Genomic DNA, 22,197 nt, shown 5'->3' with positions numbered 1-22,197 from the left:
TGCCGGTCATCAGAACAACGCGGACCACCAAAACATCAGCTTAAAGGAATATGGAAATGGCCTCGATTGAAAACACCTCGAACACCACCACTAACGGCCATTTCGGCTCGTTTATCTCCTCCATCGTTGCATCTGTCGCAGCATGGAACGACGCGCGCCTGACCCGCAACGCGCTGCGCCAGCTCAGCGATCGCGAACTGGAAGACATCGGTCTGTCCCGCGACGACATCAACGGTATCCGCTAAACCGGATAACTCCGCCCGATCAGGGCGTCGATCATACCGCTTTGGAACCGTGGCGCCGAAAGGCACCACGGTTTTCTTTTTCTGTAATGACAAAAAAACAGCCTCGGGGAGAGAGACCCGAGGCTGTTTTTGCGATCTTGGAGGGATCGTCAAATTTCGTGTTTGTCTCAGAAAACGCTTTTCACCTGCGTGGCGACCCACCGGCTTACCGGGTCCGGGCTCATGGTCCAGGACATCACCTGCTCCGCGGCCGAAGCATCCGCCATACGGGCCACATGCTGGGAATAAAAGTCGGGGCCAAACTGAGCAATCATGATGCCTTTGATGGCAAAGAACGCCACTGCAACCATCATCAATCCCGACCAAGGGAAGCTGCGGCGGTTCGCTTTGCCTTTGACGATCACATACCCGTTGCGGTCAATCGCTACGGCTTTGCGTCCCACACGGCCGGTCTTGGCCTGTTGACGATAAATCTTTGCAAGACGGTCGTGAAATTCTGCGTAAGATTCACTCATGGCACTAGCTCTTTGTTCGGCCCCCACCAAACATGGTCAAAGTCGCGCCGAATTGTGGCGAAAGTAAGGCAAGTTGCCGAAAATACGGCAAAATCAGGACAAATCTGGCGAGAATGCCTCATTCCGAAATGCCTTTTGGAAACAGTGATTTCGAAGGAAATTAGACTGTTCGAGATTTGCCAACAATATGCAAAACACAAGCACAAAAAAAGGCGGCCAGCGCCGCCCGATTCTGAAGAAGTCTTAAGATTCGCTTAAACGAAAATGTGTCAGCGTCGCGTTAGGGTCAGGGTTGTCCACTCTCCGACTTCCTCACGGGTGTGCACGTCAAATCCGGCAGCGTCATAAGCCGCGACAACGTCGTCCGCCTGTTCGTTCAGGATGCCGGACAGGATCGCATGCCCCAAAGCGGATACATTGCTTCCCATGTCGGGCGCCAGATCCACCAACGGCGCCTTCAGAATGTTCGCGAACACCAGATCGTACGGCGCTTTCGCCGCCAGTTCGGGGTGCCCGAAGCCAGCTGCTTCAAGGCAGACCACCTTCCCATCAAGCCCGTTGGCTTTGACGTTGGCTTCCGCCACTTCAACCGCGACCTCATCGATGTCGCTTGCCAGCACCACATCCGGCCAGATGCGCGCCGCACCCATCGCAAGAACAGCTGTACCACAGCCGATATCGGCGACGTTCTTGCCAACAAACCCTTCGTTTGCAAGACGATCCAGCGCTTTAAGACAGCCAAGTGTTGTTCCGTGATGCCCGGTACCGAAAGCCATTGCCGCTTCGATCAGCAGAGGTTCGGACCCAGCAGGAACCTTATCGGCGTCATGACTGCCATAAACAAAGAACCGGCCCGCCTCGACCGGTGCAAGCTCACGCTTTACATGAGCCACCCAGTCGGTTTCCGGCAATTCGCTCACCACAAAAGGTTTGGCGCCAAAGGCAGCTGCCAGCACCGCAAGCCCGGCTTCGTCAGGCTGCTCCACGAAATAGCCACCGATCTCCCACAGACCGGATCCGTCCTCTACCTCGAAGACACCGACACCAGTCGGCTCCGGGACAAGGCGCTCCATGGCGTCGCCAAGCTTCTCCGCCTGGTCCTTGCCGGTCAAAGTGGTTAGTGCGGTGAATGTGGGCATAACAGCTCTCCGAATGTCGCTGCGCTGCGCTTAGGGCCTCTCTGGCGCAGGGTCAAGCGTCGCGGACCCGCTCTCAATGCCAAAGCCACGCAAGAAGTGCCATGCCCAGAGCGCCGCGATGATGCCAACAACAACGCTGACAACCGTCTGCCCATAGACCACACCCGGGGCTGCAAACCAGCCCGCACCCAACATCGCCGCCGGCAGAATGAAAACGCCGTCGCGAGCCCAGTTGATCAACGTTGACCGCCCGGGTTTGCCCAAATTGTTGAACGTCGCGGTTGCCACGAACAGGGCCCCGACAAGCATGAAGCCGCCTGCACCTACATAGGCAAACGCGAGGTAGACGTCCTGCCCCCGCTCTGCCAATCCGAAGCCTCCGACAACGGCCTCCGCAGTGGCTGCGAGAATAACCCAGGTCACAAAGGCATATCCCATCGCAAAGACGAGTGCGTCGCGAAAAGTGCTCCGCAGCCGGTCGAACTGTCCGGCTCCGTAATTCTGGCCGAAGATGCCACCGATTGCGCCTGACAAAGAGAATATCCCGCCAAATGCCACAACAGTGAGCCGGTTCAGCACCGCCCAACCTGCGACGGCATTGTCACCAAATCCGGCAATCACACCCGTGAGCAAATAGTTCCCAAAGGGCGCGGCAAGCTGCGTCAACATTGCTGGTAATGCTACGGCGAAAAAAGGCTTCGCGACCCGCTTGACCGCAAAGACCGCCGGACGGGCCAGCAGATCATGCGTACCAACGGCAAACCGCAGCGCCATTCCCGCCAGCACAACGCGCGACAGCACCAACGCCCAGGCCGCGCCGTCAATCCCCCAGCCCAGATACAGGATCATAAAGGGATCAACCGCCATGGAGATCGTGCCCGACGTAAGCGTAACAAACATTGCCCGCTTGCCGTCTCCTTCAGCTCGCAACACCGCCGACCCCACGAGCCCAAAGGCCATAACCGCCAACGAAGGAATTGTGATCAGCAGATACCGCGCGGCGTATTCGAGCGTTTCACCGCTCGCCCCCACCAGCTCCAGCAACGGATACCGCAACGCGACCACCACCGCAGCAACGATGGCCTGAAACGTCACAGAAATCACCATCGAGGCCGTCGCATCCTCCCGCGCACGGGCTTGTTCACCCTTACCGATGCGCCGGGAGACCAACGCGGTTGTCGCGATCATCAGGCCAATGCCGCTGGAAACCGAGAAAAATTGGATCGCGAAAGCGAACCCCATGGCTGCAACCATCTTCGGATTGCCAAACTGTGACAGCCAAAACAGGTTCGCGAGGTCGACCAGAAAGACAAAGGTGATGCCAACGGCGCTGGTCATGGTCATGCGCACCACATGCCCCATTGTGGACCCGTCGAGAAATCTACCGCGCTTCTGCATGTGTTACTCTGCGGGTGCGCGCGCGAACACGGAGAAGCGGGTTTCGTTGCCCTTTTCAGGATGGCGCGGGATCAGCGTCGCGAGGATCAAAGAGACACCCGCCATCGCCGCCGCCAACACGAACACAGCACCGGGCGAGGCCAGCCATAAAAACCCAAGCGGCACCGGAAGCGTGACTGCGGCAATATGATTGATCGTAAAGGCCACGGCTGCCGTCGGTGCCATGTCCTCAGGGTCGGCAATCTTCTGGAAATAAGTCTTCAGAGCAAAGGCCAGCGAGAACAGAAGGTGGTCGACGACATATAGCAAACAAGCCACAAGCAGCCCCCAACCGAACATGTAAATGCCGCCATAAGCGAGGAAGACGATCACAAGCCCAGTGTATTCAAAAATCAATGTGCGCCGCTCGCCAAATCGCGCCACTGCATGACCAAACGCTGGCGCCAACACCATATTGGCCACAAGGTTGAGCAAGGCGAGGCCCGCGACTTCGTGCACTTCAAAACCAAACCGCTCCACCATCATGAACCCAGCAAAGATCACAAATATCTGTCGCCGCGCGCCAGACATGAATTGCATGGCATAATAGAGCCAGTACCGTTTCTTGAGCACCATCTTTCGAGCTTGTGGCGTCGGGCTTTCAAACTGTGGAAAAGCAAACAGGCAATAGATGGCGATCAACGCCGTGACGCCGCCACCAACAAGGTAGACCTGCTCATAGCTCCACTCAAACCGCTTCCAGCCAACGGTCAAAAGTGCGTAAGGCACAAGCGCCGCCGCCGATCCAATTCCGACCAGATACCCCAAAATTTTCGGCGCGACTTTCTTGTCAAGCCACTGAAGCTGCAGCGATTGGTTGACTGTCTCGTAGTAGTGAAATCCGATCGAACTCAGCAATGTCAGCGTCAAGATCCCGGACATCTCCGGAAAATAGGCCGTGACGGCGGTCGCGGCCCCCAACAGAAAAAGCGACAAAAGCCCAAGCGTCTGTTCCCGAAACAGATACAAGAGGTAGATGACCAGAATTGCGAGGAAGCCGGGAATTTCTCGGACGAAATGCAAAATGCCAATGTCGAGGCCATCAAAATCCGCCGCATCGGTCACAAAGTTGTTGAGAAGTGCCAGCCAGACATTGAACGCAATCGGCATACCGATTGCCATCAGCACCAACAAAGCGACAGGCCGCCGCCAAACCGGCAGATGCTGTGCGTCATCAAGGGAAATTCTTTTGAACATGCTTCGGCTTTACGCCTGTGCGGTGCGAATGGCGAGACACAAATTTGCACAGAGCGTGTGTTTGTCTAGAGGTGACCAAACGGTGCGCCTTCGGCGCTCAGGCTTGCAGGATGCGAGGCGCTGCCTCGCGCTCCAGGGTATTTTAGGCCACAAAGAAGGTCAGTAAAAACTCTGCGGGTCGATGTCGACGGACAGGCGCAGATCGCCCTTTAACTTGAACTGGCCAACCCATTTGGCCAACGCCGCCTGCAAAGGCGCACCTTTGTCCGCTTTGACCAGCAAGCGCACGCGGTGCCGGCCGCGCACGCGCGCAATCGGTGCTGGCGCAGGGCCATAAACTTCTGCGCCGATCTCGCGCAGCATGCCAGCATTTCGCGCAAGTGCGTTCCCAAGGTCGAAAACCTGCGACACATCCGGACCGGATAGGATAATTCCGGCCATCCGGCCGAAGGGCGGTACCCCGGCGAAGCGGCGCTCGTCCGCTTCTGCACGCCAGAAACCGAGCTCGTCGCCAGCCAGCGTCGCGCGGATGACCGGATGCTCGGGCTGATAGGTCTGCAAGAGCGCCTGCCCTGGCTTTTCTGAACGCCCCGCCCGCCCTGCAACCTGTCTCATCAACTGAAATGTGCGTTCGGCGGCGCGCAGATCGGATCCTTGCAGGCCCAAGTCGGCGTCGATTACACCGACCAACGTGAGCAAAGGAAAATTGTGGCCCTTGGCTACGAGTTGGGTGCCAATGATGATGTCGGCGCCACCGCTCGCGATTTTCTCGATACCTTCCTTCAGGGCTCGGGCCGATCCGAAAAGGTCAGACGAGAGAACCGCCTGACGCGCATCCGGCCAGAGTTTTTCGGCCTCTTCAGCGAGGCGTTCCACCCCCGGACCAACCGGTGCAAGCTTTCCTTCGACGTCACAACTCGGACAGGTGTCGGGCATAGGTTTGGTCTCGCCGCACTGGTGACACACCAGCCGTTTCAGAAAACGGTGTTCCACCATCCGCGCATCACAATGATCGCAGCCCACTTGATGCCCACAGGCCCGGCAGATGGTCACCGGCGCGTAGCCCCGACGGTTGATGAACAACAGGGACTGCTCGCCTTTCTCAATACGCCGATCCACCGCGCGTTTGAGCGTCGGAGAAATCCAACGGTCCCGTGGCAAATCCTCGCTCCGCATGTCTATCGCGCGCATTTCGGGCAGCACAGCCGCACCGAACCGTGAAGTCAGTTCCAGCTTTTCGTATTTTCCGGCTTCGGCATTGGTCCAACTTTCAAGGCTAGGAGTTGCAGAAGCCAGCACCACCCGAGACGCAGCAAGAGACGCCCGCAGCACCGCCATGTCCCGAGCATTGTACAGCACGCCATCCTCCTGTTTGTATGAGGTGTCATGTTCTTCGTCGACGACGATCAAGCCTAGATCACGATAGGGCAAAAACAGCGCGGACCGCGCGCCGATCACCATCTGTGCACCGCCCTGCCCGACCATCTTCCAAGTGCGCCGCCGTTCTGTCATGGTCACACCGGAATGCCATTCGGCAGGCTTCGCCCCGAACCGCGCTTCTACGCGTGTAAGAAACTCCGCCGTCAAAGCAATCTCCGGCAGCAGCACCAGAGCCTGCCGCCCCTTTCGCAGGCATTCAGCCACCGCTTCGAGGTAAACTTCGGTCTTGCCCGAACCGGTAACCCCGCGCAAAAGCGTTGTCCCATAATCGCCGCTTCGCACTCCAGCCCTCAAGGCGTCGGCCCCTTTTGCCTGTGCTTCAGTCAGGTCTTTTCCGCCATAGTCCGGATCAAGGCGCATGAATGGCACATCGCGTGGTGTGTCCTCTTCTCGCACGACGCCCTGTTTCACCAGACCTTTGATGACCGAATTGGTTACGCCTGCCATTTGCGCCAACTCGCCCATGGTGAAGGAAAGCCCGCCATATTCGCGCAAAGTCTCGAGTACACGCCTTCGCGCGTCGGTTTGCCGATCCGGCTCACCTTCGCCCAACCGATAGATCTTGCGCATCGAAGGCGGATCCGACAGCCCAGGCGCCCGCGTCGCCAAGCGCAGCATCGCGTGCATCGGCGTTAATGTATACGCCGCAGCACGTTCCAGAAACAGCCGCATGTCCTCGCCCATCGGCGCCACGTCCAAAACGCGTTGGACCGCGCGGATGCGGGAGATATCGAAGTCGCCCTTGCCGGGTCCCCAGATGACCCCGAGCACCCGTCGCGGCCCCAATGGCACCTCGACAAAAGCACCGCGGAAACACCCACCAGTTGGCGCCTTGTAGTCCAGAAACCGGTCCAGCGGCTGCGTGGTCAGAACCGCCACCAGCGCGCCTTCCTCAAAATACTCCGGTCCCATGTCGGGCTCTGTCATGCTCGTGTGATCCGCTGTGCCTGCCACGCCAGATGAAGGCGAGCCCTAAGCATCCGCATCTGAACGGCAAAGGCAAGGCGGCGATCCTCTGCCACAGCACAAACCGTCACCAAAAAAGTTGCGGCAATCCGCGCGGCCCTCTGCTAAGGTGCGGCCAACGAGAAAAAACGGCACTGACATGAGCAGCACTCCACAGATCGACGACACCCTGCGGGACAAGATCATTTCGTCTCCTGACGTGATTCTTGAAGACCGTGATCTAATGCGCGCGCTGATTGCGGCCAACGAGAAAACGATGGGCGGCAACATCGTGGATTTGCGCGGTATAGCCATGGAGCGGCTCGAAGCCCGCCTTGACCGGCTCGAAGACACGCATCGCAGCGTGATTGCTGCCGCCTATGACAATCTTGCCGGCACCAATCAGGTTCACCGCGCGATCCTGCGTATGCTTGATCCGGTGGACTTCGAGAGTTTCCTGCGTGATCTAGGCGCGGAAGTGGCCGATATTCTCCGCGTGGATTCTGTCCGGCTGGTTTTGGAAACAGAGCAGGACGCCACGGGCGATGCCAACATCCAGAAGCTTGGGGATGTTCTGTGCATGGCCGAAGCCGGTTTTGTCGACGGCTATCTGACCGGCGGTCGTGCGATGCCGTCACGCCAGGTTACTTTGCGCCAGCTTCAGACCGGCGCGGATGCCGTTTATGGCGAGGACGCCGACTGGATACGCTCAGAGGCCTGCTTGCGACTCGACCTTGGCGAAGGCCGGTTGCCCGGCATGCTGGTTATGGGCGCCGAAGACCCGCACCAGTTCACGCCTCAGCAAGGCACTGATCTCCTCGCGTTTTTTGCGGGAGTCTTTGAACGGGCCATGCGCCGCTGGCTGTCGTGATCAGCCCCGCGGCCCACGATGCTCTCGACACGTTCCTGACCCATCGGGCTGCTCTGGGCGGCGCCTCCGAAAACACGCTGGATGCCTATCGCCGCGACATTGCCGATTACCTTGCGTTCATGACCCTGCACAAGGGGGCGCAACAAGGGCTCGGCCCGCTAACCAAAATCGGGGTTCCCGACATGCGCAGCTGGATGGCATCCGAGCGAGGCCAAGGTCTTTCTGCCCGTTCTCTGGCACGCAAGCTGTCCGCGGTCAAAAGTTTCTATCGCTGGCTGGCTGAGCGCGAAGGATTTGACCCCACGGCTGTCCTGTCCACACGCGCGCCGAAGTTTCAGGCAAAGCTACCGCGTCCTTTGGCCGAAGACGCCGCAAGAGCGGTGATCGATACCGTGGAAATTCAGTCCCGCGACGATTGGGTCGGCGCCCGTGACACCGCGGTTGTGACCCTACTCTACGGCTGCGGGCTGCGGATTTCCGAAGCGCTCGGGCTGACGGGCGCCGATGTTCCGCTCCCGCCTTCGCTACGTATCGTTGGAAAAGGCGGCAAGGAACGTCTGGTGCCTGTCATCGATGCTGCGCGCGAGGCCGTCGATACCTACCTGCGCCTTTGTCCCATGGAAATAACACCCGAAATGGAGGTGTTTCGCGGCGTCAGAGGCGGCCCGTTGGGCGCCCGGGCCGTTCAAAAGGCGATGGAACAGACCCGCCTGCAACTCGGCCTACCCGCAAGCGCAACGCCCCATGCAATGCGCCACAGTTTCGCAACGCACCTTTTGTCGGCAGGAGGCGATCTACGCGCCATTCAGGAGCTTTTAGGGCACGCGTCTCTCTCCACGACGCAAGCCTATACACAGGTAGATACCGCACGATTGATGGAAGTCTACAACAAGGCTCACCCGAAGGCCTGAAGTCCTGCCTAGCCGCCTTCGTGGAAGAAATCATAAATCGTTTCCGCCAGCGCATCGGACACGCCGTCCACTGCTTTCAGATCCGCGAGGTTCGCCCGACTGACCGCCTTGGCGGAGCCAAAATGCGCCAGCAGCGCCCGCTTGCGTGTGGCGCCCACACCCGGCACATCATCAAGCGGCGTCGCCCCAACCGCCTTGGCGCGCTTCGCCCGGTGGGTACCGATGGCAAAACGGTGCGCCTCGTCGCGCAACCGCTGAATGAAATACAAAACCGGATCATTGCGCCGCAACGCCATCACGCTTTTCCCGATCCGATGGAATTCTTCCTTGCCGTGATCCCTGTCCACCCCTTTGGCGACCCCGACCATGGGGATATCCTCAACGCCAAATTCCGCCATTATCTCATGTACGGCACTGACCTGACCGGCCCCGCCGTCGATCAGCAAAAGATCTGGCCACATGCCTTGCTCTCGATCCGGATCTTCCTTGAGCAACCTCTCGAAACGACGCGTCAGCACTTCTTTCATCATGCCAAAATCGTCACCCGGAGTCAGATCATCGCCTTTGATGTTGAACTTGCGATAGCTGTTTTTCATAAAGCCTTCCGGCCCCGCAACGATCATCCCGCCAACAGCATTCGTGCCCTGAATGTGGCTGTTGTCATAAACCTCGATGCGTTCGGGAGACCCGTCCAGGTCAAACGCCTCTGCAACGCCCTTAAGCAACTTGGCTTGGGTTGCCGTCTCGCTCATTTTTCGTGCCAGACTTTCCCGCGCATTCCGCGCCGCGCCGCTAACAAGCTCTGCCTTCTCGCCGCGTTTAGGCACCAATATCTCAACCTTACGCCCAAGCTTGCCACTCAGGGCCTCCGCCATCAGATCGGAGTTGTCGATCGGATGGCTTATAATGAGTTGTCGCGGCGGTTCTTTAGTGTCGTAGAATTGCCCGACAAAAGCTTCCAGAACCTCTGCGGCCTCAACATCGGCACCCACACGCGGGTAGTAATCGCGATTGCCCCAGTTCTGGTTTGCGCGAATGAAGAACACTTGGACGCAAGCCTGTCCGTTTTCCAGATGCAACGCGATTACATCTGCCTCCGCAACGCCCCTCGGATTGATCCCCTGCGACGCCTGCACCGCTGTCAAAGCGCGAATACGATCTCTCAGCGCCGCGGCGCGTTCGAACTCCATGGCGTCGGACGCCGCCTGCATCTGCGCAGCCAGTGTTTCCTGTATCTGTGTCGAACGGCCCGACAGGAAACGCTCAGCATCGCTCACACTGGTGGCGTAGTCTTCCGCACTGATCTTGCCGACACAGGGCCCTGAACACCGCTTGATCTGATACAAAAGGCAGGGCCGCGTGCGACTTTCAAACATCGCGTCCGAGCAATTGCGCAGAAGAAAAACCTTCTGCAACTGATTCAAAGTACGATTGACGGCACCGGCGTTTGCGAAAGGACCATAGTAGCTGCCCTTTTCCTTCTTGGCGCCGCGGTGCTTCTTGATCTGTGGAAAGCTGTGGGACTTGCTCACAAGAATGTTCGGGAAGCTTTTATCGTCCCGCAACAGCACGTTGTACTTCGGCTTAAGCTGCTTGATCAGGTTTTGCTCAAGCAACAGGGCTTCGGTCTCGGTTTTGGTTGTGAGAAACATCATTGACGATGTTTCCGAGATCATGCGCGCGATCCGTCCGGTGTGGTTTCCGGGTCTTGAGTAGTTGCTGACGCGCGCTCTCAAGTTCCGGGCCTTGCCGACATAAAGCACACGACTTTCAGCATCCAACATCCGGTAAACTCCCGGCGATCCGTCCAGTGTTTTCAAATAACTCTGAATGCGGGCATAGCCGGTCTCAGTTTCGGTCTGGGGGGGATGTTGTTCGCTCATAGCCCTGAAATATGATTCTTTGGGTGGCCCTGCAATCTTCGGGATTTTGTTTCAAGAGAAAACAAATCCACGGTTCCTGTGGATAAGTTTGGAGATAACTTTGCCGGAACCGCGATTTTTCGTTGTTTTCGGCCCATTTCGTTGATTTGCACAAAAAATAGGCACTTTTGCAAGTCATTGATTTTATTAACAAAGAATTTACACATCAGCCAAACGATTGAAAACATTGCAGAATTGTTAACAGTTCTGTAACGGTTTCTTGAACGGTGCAAAACTTGTGCCGCACCTGCATCTTTTGCTGCATCTGCGAAGCCCCAAACCACAGTCGTTGGGCGATCATCTTCGCCGTGTAATCGTGTCAAAACTTCACTCGGGACCAAGCACATCCGGCGTCTGCCATCCAAGGTGCTGACCACCATCCACGCAAATCAACTGGCCCGTTACGCCCTTCGCATCAAGCAGGTAGCCGAGCGCAGCGCAAATATCGTCAGGGCCCACACCGCGTCCCAGCACAGTTGCCGCACGCTGGGCAGCAAACTGATCCGCGCTTTGGCGTGCCCCTTGCAACGTCGGGCCGGGCCCTATTGCATTCACGCGAATGGCAGGCGCAAGCCCTTGCGCTGCGGTCTGTGTCAGCGCCCAAAGCCCCATTTTTGCCAGCGTGTAGGTAGAAAAGTCCGGTGTCAGCTTGCGTACACGCTGATCCAGCATATTGACCACCAAACCGCTTGCCACAGGCTCGTTCGCCTCATCCAGATGCGGCTCAAGCCCCTGCGCGGCCATCGCCTGCATAAGCACAAATGGTGCGCGCAGGTTACTCTCCATGTGCCGGTCCCAGCTCCCGCGGGTCGCGCTTTCGATGGTGTCGTGTTCAAATATGGATGCGTTGTTGACCAAGCAGGTCACTGCCCCCCCCAAAGAGGAAGCAGCGGCGGCAAGCAAGCTTTCAACTTCGGCTTCGTTCAGAAGGTCTGCCTGCAATGTTTCTGCCCGCTGACCTTTGCTCCGGATGAGGCTTGCGACCTCCTCGGCCGCATCTCGGGACGTGCTGTAGTGCACAGCAACATCAAATCCTCGATCCGCCAGATAGAGCGCCATGGCACGGCCAAGCCGTTTGCCCGCTCCAGTAACCAAAGCTCGTTTCATCACACCTCCCGCGCACGCTGCGTCAGGACAGCGTAATCAATACGAAAATCACGTAAAGTACGGTAAATGTGATACCCCAGATCCGATTAATGTCACGCTTCATGAACACAAACGGGATCAACAGCAGCGATGCTCCCAGCATGACCCAGAGATCGAACTCCAGGAAGTCGGGATCAACCGCGATCGGATGAATCACGGACGTGATGCCGATGATGGCCAGCAGGTTGAACATGTTCGACCCGATCACATTGCCCAGGGCGACATCGGCCTGACGCCGCAACGCGGCCATCAGTGTGGTCGCCAGTTCCGGCAACGAGGTTCCGAGCGCAACCAGGGTCAACCCGATCACAGTGTCACTCACGCCATAGCGGCGGGCGATAACCTCGGCATTATCCACCATCAGGTCCGCGCCAAGCGGCAATCCGGCAAGGCCAAGCACGAGGAAGACAATGATGCGCCACCACGGCATGTTCGGGTCAGCGCCTTCGACCTCTTCATCCTGATCAAGGCAGGCGGCCTTGTTTTCCTTGTGGTGCTTGTGTGCCTCACGCACGGCGTCCAGCAACATCAGCGCCAGTGCACCCAGAAGAATTACCCCTGACCAGAAGGTAAAGATTCCAAAGGCAGCCAACCCGATAAACAGGATGGTTGCGATGATCATGAAAACGAAACTTCGGCGCGTATCACTGCCCGAGGTGTGCATGACCGTTATGGCCGCAGGCACACCAAGAACCAACAATACGTTGGCGATATTGGAACCAACCACGTTGCCGAGAGCAATGCCGGGCGCGTTCTTCAGCGCGGCTTGCAGTGAGATCAGCAATTCTGGGGCAGATGTGCCAAAGGCCACGATCGTCAGTGACACCATCAACGCCGGAATACCGATCCGCAACGACAGGTTCACTGCGCCGCGTACAAGCGCGTCCCCTGCCAGAAGCAGGATCACAAGTCCCAGCGAGACGAGCAACCACTCCATGTTCTACCCCACGTTCTTTCGACAGGGACACGGCCCCTTGCCGATTTTAAACCGCCCACACTTCGGGCACTTCGCAGACTGCAACCGCTTCTGCCCCGGATAGCGCAGCTTGCCAAACATGGCCAACACGGCCATGCCCACCAGGAACAGAGAGACGATCTTTATAATCACGTCTACAATCCAAAACGCGCGTATTCCGCACGCTCTTCAACACCGGCCAACGCATCTTGCGCCAGCGTCGCGCCGAACCGCTGGAAAACCGACTTGCGTACGCCATACCGGCGCAGCTTGACCTTGTCCCCGAAACGGTCTTTCAAAACCGGTACGATGTGACCGATCCCGTCGATCAATCCTACGTCCTGCGCATCCTTGCCGGTCCAGATTTCGCCAGTAAACAGGTCCTCGCTCTTGTCCAGCTTGTCCCCGCGTCGGCTTTGCACATGGTCGATAAAGTTGGTGTGGATCTGCCCCAGCAACCGCTTGAGACGCGCCACGTCCTCTTCCTTTTCCGGACGGAACGGATCCAGCATCGATTTGCTTTCTCCAGCAGTGTGCACCCGGCGCTCGATCCCTTGCCGTGACAAAAAGACATGCGCGCCAAAACCCGCCGAGATCACGCCGATTGATCCGACAACAGAACTGTGATCCGCATAGATCTCGTCCGCCGCTGCGGCCAGCCAGTACCCACCAGAAGCAGCCACGTCCTCGACGAAGGCCAGAACCGGAATATCCTTCTCCTCGGCCAATCGCCGGATACGCGCCCCGATCAGCGCACTCTGCACCGGGCTGCCTCCCGGAGAGTTGATTTCGAGCGCCACAGCCTTGGGTTTGCCGCGGCTGAAAGCTTTTTCGAGGATCGGGCCGATCGCCTGATCGTTCAACTGCCCGCGCGCGCCACTTGCGATCACTCCGTTGAGGCGCACAACAGCCACTGTGGGTTCAGATTTGAGAAAGGGTATCCAGCGTTTCATGGGTTGGGATGTAGAGAGCGCCTAAAGGTTAAACAAGGCAACGCCCTCAGGAAACCGAAGGCGTTGCGAATTTGCCAAAGAAACTGGCGGATAAATGCGGGTCAGGCACGAATGCGCCAACCTGTGCGGAAAATCCACCAAATCACGCCCATACAAACCGCGGTAAATCCGGCAATAGCCAGCAAACTAAGGCCCACCGGCACATCTGCGGTGCCAAAGAAGCTCCAGCGAAAGCCGCTGATCAGATAGACCACAGGATTGAAGAGCGTGATCTTCTGCCAGATCGGGGGCAACATCGAGATCGAATAAAAGGACCCACCAAGGAACACGAGTGGCGTGATCACCAACAACGGGATCAACTGCAACTGCTCAAAGTTCTGGGCCCAAATGCCGATGATGAACCCGAAAAGCGAAAAGCTCAGACAGGTCAGCAACAGAAACACCACCATCGCAACTGGATGCTGGATTTGGATGTCTACAAAAAGAGACGCCGTCGCGAGAATGACCACCCCGATAAAGAGCGCCTTGGTCGCAGCCGCCCCCACAAAACCCAAAACCACCTCGAGAAAGTTCACAGGTGCGGAGAGTAGTTCGTAAATCGTGCCAATGAACTTCGGAAAGTAGATCCCGAACGAGGCATTCGAAATCGCCTGCGTCATTACCGACAGCATGATCAATCCCGGGACGATAAACGCGCCATAGCTCACGCCTTCAACCTGATCGATCCGGCTCCCGATCGCGGCTCCAAAGACCACAAAATACAGCGAAGTGGAAATCACCGGAGAGATAAAGCTCTGCGCTATGGTCCGGAAAAACCGCGTCATCTCGGACACGTACATGGATGAAACCGCCGCCCAGTTCATGCCGCGCCCTCCTTGACCAGCCCGACAAAGATGTCCTCGAGGCTTGATTGTTCTGTTTGCAAATCACGCATGTGCAGCCCCGCTTCCGACAGCGCTGCCAACAAGCGGGTAATCCCTGTGCTCTCGGCACGTGTGTCATATGTGTAGCGCAGCGCTGTCCCGCCGTTGACCAGCTCAACCTCGTATGCTGACAACGCATCAGGAATGTTACTGGCAGCTTCCTGCAACTCGATCTGAAGCGTCTTTTGCCCAAGACGCTGCATCAGCGCGTTCTTTTCCTCGACCAGAAGCAACTCCCCTCCATTGATGACCCCGACCCGATCAGCAATCGCTTCCGCTTCCTCGATATAGTGCGTGGTCAAAATTATGGTCACGCCCTCCTGCTTGAGGCCGGCCACCACATCCCACATGTCTTTGCGCAATTCCACGTCCACGCCTGCGGTCGGCTCATCAAGAAAAAGCACCTTCGGATCATGTATCAACGCCTTGGCAATCATAACCCGACGTTTCATCCCGCCCGAAAGCTCCATGATCCGCGCGTCACGCTTGTCCCACAGCGACAGCTGCCGCAGGATCTTCTCCATCTTGGCATCATCCCGCGGCTTGCCGAAAAGACCGCGAGAAAACGCCACCGTGTCTTTTACCTTGGTGAACGGCTCAAGGCTCATTTCCTGCGGCACAAGGCCAATCATCGAGCGCGCGCCGCGGTATTGTTCCACGACGTCGAAACCACCGACCTTCACATGCCCGGAACTGGGGTTTGTGATTCCGCAAATCGTTGAAATAAGGGTGGTTTTCCCAGCGCCATTTGGCCCAAGCAGCGCGAGAATCTCACCCTCTTCAATGCTCAGGCTGACGCCTTTCAGCGCTTCGAACCCGCCGTCGTAAATTTTGCGCAGGTCGCGAATGTCCACAATCGAAGTCATGATTGTCCCTCTCTCTCCGCCGCGCAGCCTAGCAGGCCGAGATTTGAGCGAAAGGGCAAATCATGGGGAATTGTTTGTGCGCTAACGCAGGTTGGACTGTGCGCCTTCCAGATCGTTCCAACCGGAAAGGCGCGTCAGACGACCGGAGCTCAGCCGCCAGTCAAACGCTTGAGAAGTCCTTTCTTCTCACCCTCAGGGGCAGCCTCATCCGCCCCGCCTTCGGCAGGCCCCTCAAGAGCTTCCTGAAGGTTGGTGAAAAACTGGTCCGCCATCTTTTTGGCAAAGCCATCAATCAACCGACTGCCAAGCTGGGCGAGCTTACCGCCAACCTTTGCGTCAACCTCATAGCTCAACAGGGTACCGGCTTCGGTCTCAACCAGCTTCACGTCCGCGCCACCTTTGGCAAAACCGGCCGCGCCGCCCTTGCCTTCTCCGGTCAGCGTCAGGCTTTCGCCTTCAATCATGTTGGACAACACCACGTTGCCTTTGAAGGTTGCTTTAACCGGACCGACCTTTTGGGTCACGGTCGCCTCAAAGCCATCCTCGGCATTGCCGGTCACTTCTTTCGCCCCCGGCACACAGGCCTGCAAGGTCTCCGCGCTGGTCAATGCCGCCCAGACGTCCGCCACCGGCGCCGCGATCTCGCGTTCATCACTCATATGCATGGCTGACCCTCCCGATCCTTTGCCCTTCACTTTCGCGCACCCTAGGCAGGCAGCGCGCGGCCTGCAAGCACACCAAGGTCGTAAAGCGGGGCCACAGGTGCCAATTCCCTGACCTGCGACACACCCGCCGTTGACCAAAGGTTAACACGCCCCATATCAGGATCACGTACCTGTTATTTGATTTCGAGAGTTTTCCGATGCCGTCCGATATTCAACGCAAGTTGACAACCATCCTCGCCGCCGACGCGGCCGGTTACAGCCGCGTCATGGAACACAACGAAGAGGAAGGTTTGCGTGCGCTCAAAGCCGCCCGCGCGGTTTTCAAAAAATTCATTGCGCGTCACCACGGTCGCGTTGCCAACACCGCAGGTGATGGCCTGATTGCAGACTTCCCGTCCGTGGTTGAGGCCGTTCAATGCGCCATCGAAGTACAACGAGAACTCGGCGCGTTGCCCGCGGACCCCGACCTCGCGCTGCACTTCCGTATTGGCATCCACCTCGGAGACGTCATGATCGATGGGGACGATTTGTTGGGCGAAGGTGTGAACCTCGCCGCCAGGCTTCAGAGCATGGCAGAACCCGGCGGCATTCTTATTTCTCGGCAAGTCTACGACCAAGTGCACGGTAAACTGTCTGTCAGCTTTCAGGACCTTGGCGAAAAACACCCTCGCAATTTTTCCGAAGGCGTCCAGGTTTATGGCATTTCCACACTCGGCACAGCCGGGCCAGCAGTACACCTGAAGGAACCTGAGCGGCCCTCCCACACAAACCCCGAGCCTGCGCCACGTGCGCCGACCCATCATCCTACGCCCGACAATTCCGCCTCGGCGAAAGAGATCATTCTCCAACGGATCAAACCGCTCGGCATCGCCATTCTCGGCCTGTGCCTGATCGACGCATTTTCCGGTCGGGGCATTTGGGCCCACTACCCTGCCCTTGTTCTCGCAACCCTCGCGGGCCTGCACGCGGCGCCTCTTTTGGCAACCAGCCGTTGGAACCCCCTGCAAATCCGCGGCATGATTATGGCCGGTTTTCTCGTTCTTATGAATCTCTTCACATGGAACGGCACTTTCTGGGCGATTTGGCCCGTGGGCGCGATGGTTCTGTTTGAAGTGATGCGCCGGTCCACCCGTCGGTCTTGACGGCGAAAACTCCGGAAGAAGCCTTCTAGCCGCTCCAAAGCTTACGCCACGTTCCGTATTCACGGTTTTGCGATCGATTTCGCACGCCCCTTATTTGTTTGGCGAACAGTGTTATTTTCTGCATAGTGGAATTTCATTCCGCACATTGACAGACGCATCCGAATCCCCTCTCCTGTGATCAAGTTGCGGAATGTTTTTCCGCATTGCGAAATTCTGGCAAAAGCCATGATGGGAGGACATAAAATGATTTCGAGACTTCTGAACTTTGAAGACGGCGTGGGCTGCGAATACGGCCTCTCCAAATGGGTCAAAATCGATCAGGAAATGATCGACGCTTTTGCCAAAGCGACGGGCGATCACCAATACATCCACACGGACCCCGAGTCGGCAAAAGACTCTCCCTTCGGAGGCACAATCGCGCACGGGTTTCTCACGCTGTCACTGTTGTCCCAGATGATCGCTGATGCCGTGCCCCGCACCGAAGCAGAATCCACTGGCGTCAACTATGGCTTTGACAGGGTCCGCTTTGTCGCGCCAGTCCGCGCAGGCGCCGAAATCCGTGGCCGCTTCACTCTCGCCAAATACGCGGAACCCCAGCCCGGCGTGATCGAAATGCAGTGGAATGTCACTGTGGAGATCAAAGGGGAAGACAAACCCGCCCTGATCGCCCAGTGGAAAAATCTGCGTTTTGAAAACGCTGAGGAACCCCTCAAGAAAGCCAGCTAGGACGTTACGTTCCAAACGGGACGCAACCGCCACTGACGCGATACCGACGTTATACAGACGTCATACAGACGCTAGAAAATAGGACATTATTAGATGCGCGACGCCTTGATCGTCTCCACCGCCCGTACGCCGATTGGCAAAGCCTATCGCGGGGCATTCAACAACACTCAAGCGCAAGAACTGATTGGCCATGCGGTGTCCCACGCCGTGTCCCGTGCCGGTCTGGACGGGTCCGAGGTGCAGGACTGCGTGATCGGTGCCGCGCTTCAACAGGGCTCTACAGGCGGCAACATCGGCCGTCAGGCCGCGATCCGCGCGGGCCTTCCTGTTACCGTCGCTGGCATGTCACTGGATCGTCAGTGCGCCTCCGGCATGATGGCAATCGCAACCGCGGCCAAACAGGTTGTGCACGATGGCATGGATGTCGCTATCGGCGGCGGCGTCGAGTCCATCTCTCTGGTACAAAACGAAAAAATGCGCATGGACCGCGCAGGCGATCCCTGGATCAAGGAAAACAAGCCCGCGCTTTATATGACCATGCTTGAGACCGCGGAGATCGTCGCGGAACGTTACGGCGTGTCTCGCGAAGATCAGGACGCCTACGCTCTGCAATCTCAGCAGCGTACAGCCGCCGCACAGGAAGCTGGCAAATTCGACGATGAAATCGTGCCTCTGACATCGACCATGGGTGTCATGGACAAGGAGACCAAGGAAATCTCCTTCCACGAAGTGACTCTCGACAAAGACGAGGGCAACCGCCCGTCGACCACTCTGGAAAACCTTCAAGGTCTGAACCCCGTTTTCAAAGGCGGTCAGCAGGTCAAAGAAGGCCAGAACATCACTGCCGGCAACGCAAGTCAGCTGTCAGACGGCGCCTCCGCTTCCGTTGTGATGGAGGCAAAAATGGCAGAACAACGCGGACTTGAGCCGCTCGGCCGCTACGTCGGTGTTATGGCAGCGGGTCTTGAGCCGGACGAAATGGGCATTGGCCCGATCTACGCTGTGCCGAAACTTCTTGAAGCGCACGGCCTGAAAATGGATGACATCGGTCTCTGGGAGCTGAACGAGGCCTTTGCCTGTCAGGTTCTGCAATCGGCACGTGTTCTCGGCATCCCGAACGAGATTCTAAACGTCAATGGCGGCGCGATCTCCGTCGGCCACCCCTATGGCATGTCCGGCGCCCGCATGGTTGGCCACGCCTTGATCGAAGGCAAACGCCGCGGCGCCAAATACGTCGTCTGCACCATGTGCGTCGGCGGCGGTATGGGCGCTGCAGGTCTTTTCGAAGTTCTTTAAGTCTCTGAAATTGAAGTTGAAAGGCGGCGCTCCTTGCGCCGCCTTTTTCGTTGACATCCCCGCGCCAAAAATCAACCTTTGAGCGAAGTTTGACAGGAATGGTTGCGGCAATGGTTTTGAATTTTCGGGTTTTCGCGGCCTTCGGCGCACTGCTGATGGCAGCTTTGTTGGCACTCATTCACACAAATTCGGATTTGATAAAAAACTCTTCCCTGAGGTTTGTAACCGCCCAAATCCAGCAAGAGGTTGCCGACCGTTTTCCAATGCTTGTTGACAGCTCCGCCGAGGCAGGAATCTCCAAACTGACAGAGCGCTTCAAGTCCCAAGAAACCGCCATCGGCAATAAGCTTGCCGAAGGCGCGCATCTGTTCGTCGCCAGCGCAGTTGCGCGACTTTGTGATTGTGAGAACAACTCAGCGTCGAAAACAAAAATCGCGACTGCGCTACAAAACGCCATGCAAGACCAAATCGGCACCGTAGCTGCGGCGCGCGAACGATTGGAAGCCGTGATCCAAGGCCGCTACAACAGCCTGCTGGATGCCCTGATGCGCGACTTGACCATCTTCCTGACCACAAATCTGGTCGCCTTTGCCGCGATATTTGCAGCAACTTTTGTGCGCAACGGCAAAGGTCCTATGCTTGTCTACCCCGTCGCCTTGCTCAGCACCGCTCTCGCCCTCGGCGCGGGCATCTACGTTTTTGGGACCGATTGGTTCTATGCCATCCTGTTTCAGGACTATTGGGGTTTTGGCTACTCAATCCTGATGGTCTGCCTGTTTGCAATTCTGCTGGATATTTCCGCGAACAAAGCGCGCATGACTTCCGGCTTTGCAAGTACCCTGCCTTCGTTTTTGGTTCCGATTTGCTGAGTCTCACGCCCCGATCACCTTCTGGTCAGGTGGGTGCAACAGGCAGCGAACGGTGCCTATAGTCTTTTTCAAACAGGAGGACTCAGAATGATCACACGTCGCGCCGCTCTTGGCCTTTTTGCAGCCACCCCAATCGCCTTTGGCATCAGTTCCAAAGTCGCACTCGCCAAGGAACCGGAGGTGTTCCAGAATCCAACCGCGATCAATGGCTATGATCCGGTCGCATATTTCAAGGAAAGCAAACCTGTTGAAGGCTCCGCAGCCAACTTGGTGGAATGGAATGGAGCGAACTGGCATTTCTCGGACGCGCGCAACGCAGCGGAATTCCTTGAGAGCCCGGAATCCTTCGCGCCGGTGTTCGGCGGCTACTGCGCCTATGCAGCATCCAAGGGTTACCTTGCCCCGACCGTGCCCGAAGCCTGGACGATCCACGAAGGCAAACTCTACCTGAATTACAATCTGCACGCTCAGTCGCTTTGGCGAGAGGATATCCCCGGCAACATTGAAAAGGGCCTCGCCAACTGGCCGGGCATCCTTGGCTAACCTGCCTGCCCCTACGTTTTCCTTGATCGGGCAGCCAAACCTGCGAGCCTTTCCACATCGCGATCGGGAGGCTCGTAATGTTCAAACTGTGGCTACGCTATCGGCTTTGGCTGTTCTACACCGTTTTTCTTGCAGCGGCCCTGATGTTCGGCGGAAGAGAGGGGCTGTTCGCCCTGCCTGACACCCATGCAACAGGCAAAATTGCACTGATGGTCGTCTTTGTGGCTTTCACAGCTTTTTCGCTCTACGCAACCAAGGCCGAAAACTTCTTCCGTACTGTGCGAACGATCAACAGGTACCTCTGGGGTCGGCAAATCGGGCTGGATCTCTATATCAGCGTCTTCCTGTCGCTGGGCGTGATCTACTTGTTGGAGGGCTCGCTGTTAATCACCGCGCTTTGGGCCTTGCCGATCCTGATCTTCGCCAACCTTGCGATTTTGCCTTACCTGCTGCTGAACTACAGCGCGCTGGTGGGATTGCTCGTCGGTTGAAACGCAAACAGCGCCCGATCCGCCGGGCGCTGTTCAGACCGCCGTCGTCTGGGTCAAGCCAGTGCTACTACCCGTTCGCCCTGTACGACCATCACTTGCAGGTCTTCAGGCCGATCCGTTTTGGCATGCACCACCGCTTCGTGCCCGGCCTCGTCGGTTAGAATCACGTCCAGCCCGTCTTCGGCATGCTCCAGCGCGACTTCCACAATGGACGAGCTTTCCGAGTCCCTTTCCGCTGTTAGATTTGCTTCTGCTTCGATCACGAGCATCTCGCCCTCCGCGTCCACATCCTCGAACACAACAGCCGACATGTCGGTTTCACCAAGAGAGGTCTCCGTCTTCTCCGCGGAAACCATTTCCAACGTCGCTTCTTCCACGCCCAAATCGAGAAAATCCACCGGTCCGGCGCCCGCACTATTCTTGTTTGCGGAGGTCAAGAGATCGTCAGGAGCGTCGTTTTCAGCGGTCCGCGCCAGATCGTCCGAGGGCGCCACACGCTCGCTCAGCTCCCCCTCGTTCAACTCGGTCTTTTCGGCGGCAAGCTCCGCATCCTCCTCTTGACCATGCTGTTCCGGAAGAGAGCCTGACTTTCCGCCTTCCTTTAGAAATTCTTCGAAAGCCGCATCCTCGGCGGACGTGTCGTCTGGTTGACCGGCGGGGTCGTCCGCGGCGATGGCCGCCAGCAAAACGGCCTCCGGATCCCGCTCGACATCCCGCCCCTGCACGGTCTCTGCCTCCTCAACTTCCTCAGGATCACCCAACAGATCGGACACATCAGAAATCTCGGGCTCGAAATCCTCCTCGAACTTGTCCAGTTCCTCGTTCACAACGTCCCGAACCTGTCCTTCGATTTCTCCCATGACACTGGAAACAATGCCCATGCCCATGACGCTTCCGACCAATGCCAAAATAACAAAACTACCCATAACCAAAACCGCTTCAAACTGACTAAAATTGAACTCTGAATTTAGCTTTCCAGCTTTTGGTTGCCGAAAGCTTA

Annotated in this window: 23 protein-coding genes; 9 read left to right on the top strand and 14 right to left on the bottom strand. The window is 57.4% G+C overall.

The window, feature by feature from the left end:
• Window positions 1-56 precede the first annotated feature (56 nt).
• Entirely contained in the window at window positions 57-245 is a 189-nt protein-coding gene (locus tag BXY66_RS03485) for a DUF1127 domain-containing protein (RefSeq protein ID WP_165929095.1), read from the top strand.
• Between the two features lie 167 nt (window positions 246-412).
• Here the strand turns inward: BXY66_RS03485 and BXY66_RS03480 are convergent, their stop codons facing one another.
• From BXY66_RS03480 to BXY66_RS03460, 5 genes are all read right to left on the bottom strand, one after another.
• Window positions 413-760, bottom strand: a complete 348-nt coding sequence (locus tag BXY66_RS03480) for a hypothetical protein (protein ID WP_132858783.1) — start codon at window positions 758-760, stop codon at window positions 413-415.
• A 269-nt stretch (window positions 761-1,029) separates the two neighbouring features.
• Entirely contained in the window at window positions 1,030-1,899 is an 870-nt protein-coding gene (locus tag BXY66_RS03475; protein WP_132858782.1) for a 50S ribosomal protein L11 methyltransferase, read from the bottom strand.
• A 30-nt stretch (window positions 1,900-1,929) separates the two neighbouring features.
• Entirely contained in the window at window positions 1,930-3,297 is a 1,368-nt protein-coding gene (locus BXY66_RS03470; protein WP_132858781.1) for an MATE family efflux transporter, read from the bottom strand.
• A 3-nt stretch (window positions 3,298-3,300) separates the two neighbouring features.
• On the bottom strand, window positions 3,301-4,533 hold the full coding sequence (locus BXY66_RS03465; protein ID WP_132858780.1) for an MFS transporter: 1,233 nt from the start codon (window positions 4,531-4,533) through the stop codon (window positions 3,301-3,303).
• Window positions 4,534-4,692: 159 nt separating this feature from the next.
• Window positions 4,693-6,900: a primosomal protein N' gene (locus tag BXY66_RS03460; protein ID WP_207911283.1), complete on the bottom strand. Its 2,208-nt coding sequence runs from the start codon at window positions 6,898-6,900 to the stop codon at window positions 4,693-4,695.
• A 178-nt stretch (window positions 6,901-7,078) separates the two neighbouring features.
• Here BXY66_RS03460 and BXY66_RS03455 point away from each other — a divergent pair, with 178 nt between their 5' ends.
• Together BXY66_RS03455 and BXY66_RS03450 are read left to right on the top strand one after the other, a co-directional pair.
• A complete protein-coding gene (locus tag BXY66_RS03455; protein ID WP_132858779.1) occupies window positions 7,079-7,789 on the top strand; it encodes a DUF484 family protein in 711 nt (236 codons plus the stop codon).
• Window positions 7,786-8,700 carry a tyrosine recombinase XerC gene (locus BXY66_RS03450; RefSeq protein WP_132858778.1) on the top strand — a complete coding sequence of 305 codons (915 nt, stop codon included), beginning with the start codon at window positions 7,786-7,788 and terminating at the stop codon, window positions 8,698-8,700. The genes BXY66_RS03455 and BXY66_RS03450 overlap by 4 nt, the downstream gene beginning before the upstream one ends.
• Window positions 8,701-8,708: 8 nt before the next feature.
• Here the strand turns inward: BXY66_RS03450 and uvrC are convergent, their stop codons facing one another.
• The 8 genes from uvrC to BXY66_RS03410 all read right to left on the bottom strand — a co-directional run bounded on the left by uvrC (window position 8,709) and on the right by BXY66_RS03410 (window position 16,130).
• Window positions 8,709-10,583: an excinuclease ABC subunit UvrC gene (uvrC, locus tag BXY66_RS03445; RefSeq protein WP_132858777.1), complete on the bottom strand. Its 1,875-nt coding sequence runs from the start codon at window positions 10,581-10,583 to the stop codon at window positions 8,709-8,711.
• Window positions 10,580-10,945, bottom strand: coding sequence for a hypothetical protein (locus tag BXY66_RS03440; RefSeq protein WP_132858776.1), 366 nt, complete (start codon window positions 10,943-10,945; stop codon window positions 10,580-10,582). The genes uvrC and BXY66_RS03440 overlap by 4 nt, the downstream gene beginning before the upstream one ends.
• A 4-nt stretch (window positions 10,946-10,949) precedes the next feature.
• Window positions 10,950-11,729, bottom strand: a complete 780-nt coding sequence (locus BXY66_RS03435) for an SDR family oxidoreductase (protein WP_132858775.1) — start codon at window positions 11,727-11,729, stop codon at window positions 10,950-10,952.
• Between the two features lie 22 nt (window positions 11,730-11,751).
• Window positions 11,752-12,705, bottom strand: coding sequence for a calcium/sodium antiporter (locus BXY66_RS03430; RefSeq protein ID WP_132858774.1), 954 nt, complete (start codon window positions 12,703-12,705; stop codon window positions 11,752-11,754).
• Between the two features lie 173 nt (window positions 12,706-12,878).
• Window positions 12,879-13,676, bottom strand: a complete 798-nt coding sequence (locus BXY66_RS03425) for a S49 family peptidase (protein WP_132858773.1) — start codon at window positions 13,674-13,676, stop codon at window positions 12,879-12,881.
• 101 nt (window positions 13,677-13,777) lie between these two features.
• Window positions 13,778-14,539 carry an ABC transporter permease gene (locus tag BXY66_RS03420; protein WP_132858772.1) on the bottom strand — a complete coding sequence of 254 codons (762 nt, stop codon included), beginning with the start codon at window positions 14,537-14,539 and terminating at the stop codon, window positions 13,778-13,780.
• On the bottom strand, window positions 14,536-15,465 hold the full coding sequence (locus tag BXY66_RS03415; protein WP_132858771.1) for an ABC transporter ATP-binding protein: 930 nt from the start codon (window positions 15,463-15,465) through the stop codon (window positions 14,536-14,538). Before BXY66_RS03415 ends, BXY66_RS03420 begins: the two co-directional genes overlap by 4 nt.
• Window positions 15,466-15,614: 149 nt before the next feature.
• Window positions 15,615-16,130 (bottom strand): SRPBCC family protein, encoded by a 516-nt coding sequence (locus tag BXY66_RS03410; RefSeq protein ID WP_132858770.1) that lies wholly within the window; start codon window positions 16,128-16,130, stop codon window positions 15,615-15,617.
• Window positions 16,131-16,327: 197 nt separating this feature from the next.
• Between BXY66_RS03410 and BXY66_RS03405 the strand changes: the two genes are divergently transcribed.
• The 6 genes from BXY66_RS03405 (at window position 16,328) to BXY66_RS03380 (ending at window position 21,197) form a co-directional block, all read left to right on the top strand.
• Complete coding sequence (locus BXY66_RS03405) at window positions 16,328-17,272, top strand: adenylate/guanylate cyclase domain-containing protein (RefSeq protein ID WP_132858769.1); 945 nt, start codon at window positions 16,328-16,330, stop codon at window positions 17,270-17,272.
• A gap of 243 nt (window positions 17,273-17,515) precedes the next feature.
• Window positions 17,516-17,998, top strand: coding sequence for a MaoC family dehydratase (locus BXY66_RS03400; protein WP_132858768.1), 483 nt, complete (start codon window positions 17,516-17,518; stop codon window positions 17,996-17,998).
• 93 nt (window positions 17,999-18,091) lie between these two features.
• Entirely contained in the window at window positions 18,092-19,294 is a 1,203-nt protein-coding gene (locus BXY66_RS03395; protein WP_132858767.1) for an acetyl-CoA C-acyltransferase, read from the top strand.
• A gap of 89 nt (window positions 19,295-19,383) precedes the next feature.
• Window positions 19,384-20,163: a hypothetical protein gene (locus tag BXY66_RS03390; RefSeq protein ID WP_165929094.1), complete on the top strand. Its 780-nt coding sequence runs from the start codon at window positions 19,384-19,386 to the stop codon at window positions 20,161-20,163.
• Window positions 20,164-20,250: 87 nt separating this feature from the next.
• Entirely contained in the window at window positions 20,251-20,706 is a 456-nt protein-coding gene (locus BXY66_RS03385) for a YHS domain-containing (seleno)protein (protein ID WP_132858765.1), read from the top strand.
• Between the two features lie 77 nt (window positions 20,707-20,783).
• Window positions 20,784-21,197: a hypothetical protein gene (locus tag BXY66_RS03380; RefSeq protein ID WP_132858764.1), complete on the top strand. Its 414-nt coding sequence runs from the start codon at window positions 20,784-20,786 to the stop codon at window positions 21,195-21,197.
• A gap of 53 nt (window positions 21,198-21,250) precedes the next feature.
• Here the strand turns inward: BXY66_RS03380 and BXY66_RS03375 are convergent, their stop codons facing one another.
• Window positions 21,251-22,123 (bottom strand): hypothetical protein, encoded by an 873-nt coding sequence (locus BXY66_RS03375; protein ID WP_132858763.1) that lies wholly within the window; start codon window positions 22,121-22,123, stop codon window positions 21,251-21,253.
• Window positions 22,124-22,197 lie beyond the last annotated feature (74 nt).

Source organism: Shimia isoporae (genome assembly GCF_004346865.1).
GTDB lineage: Bacteria > Pseudomonadota > Alphaproteobacteria > Rhodobacterales > Rhodobacteraceae > Shimia > Shimia isoporae.
This window is presented reverse-complemented; position numbering and strand designations above follow the sequence as displayed.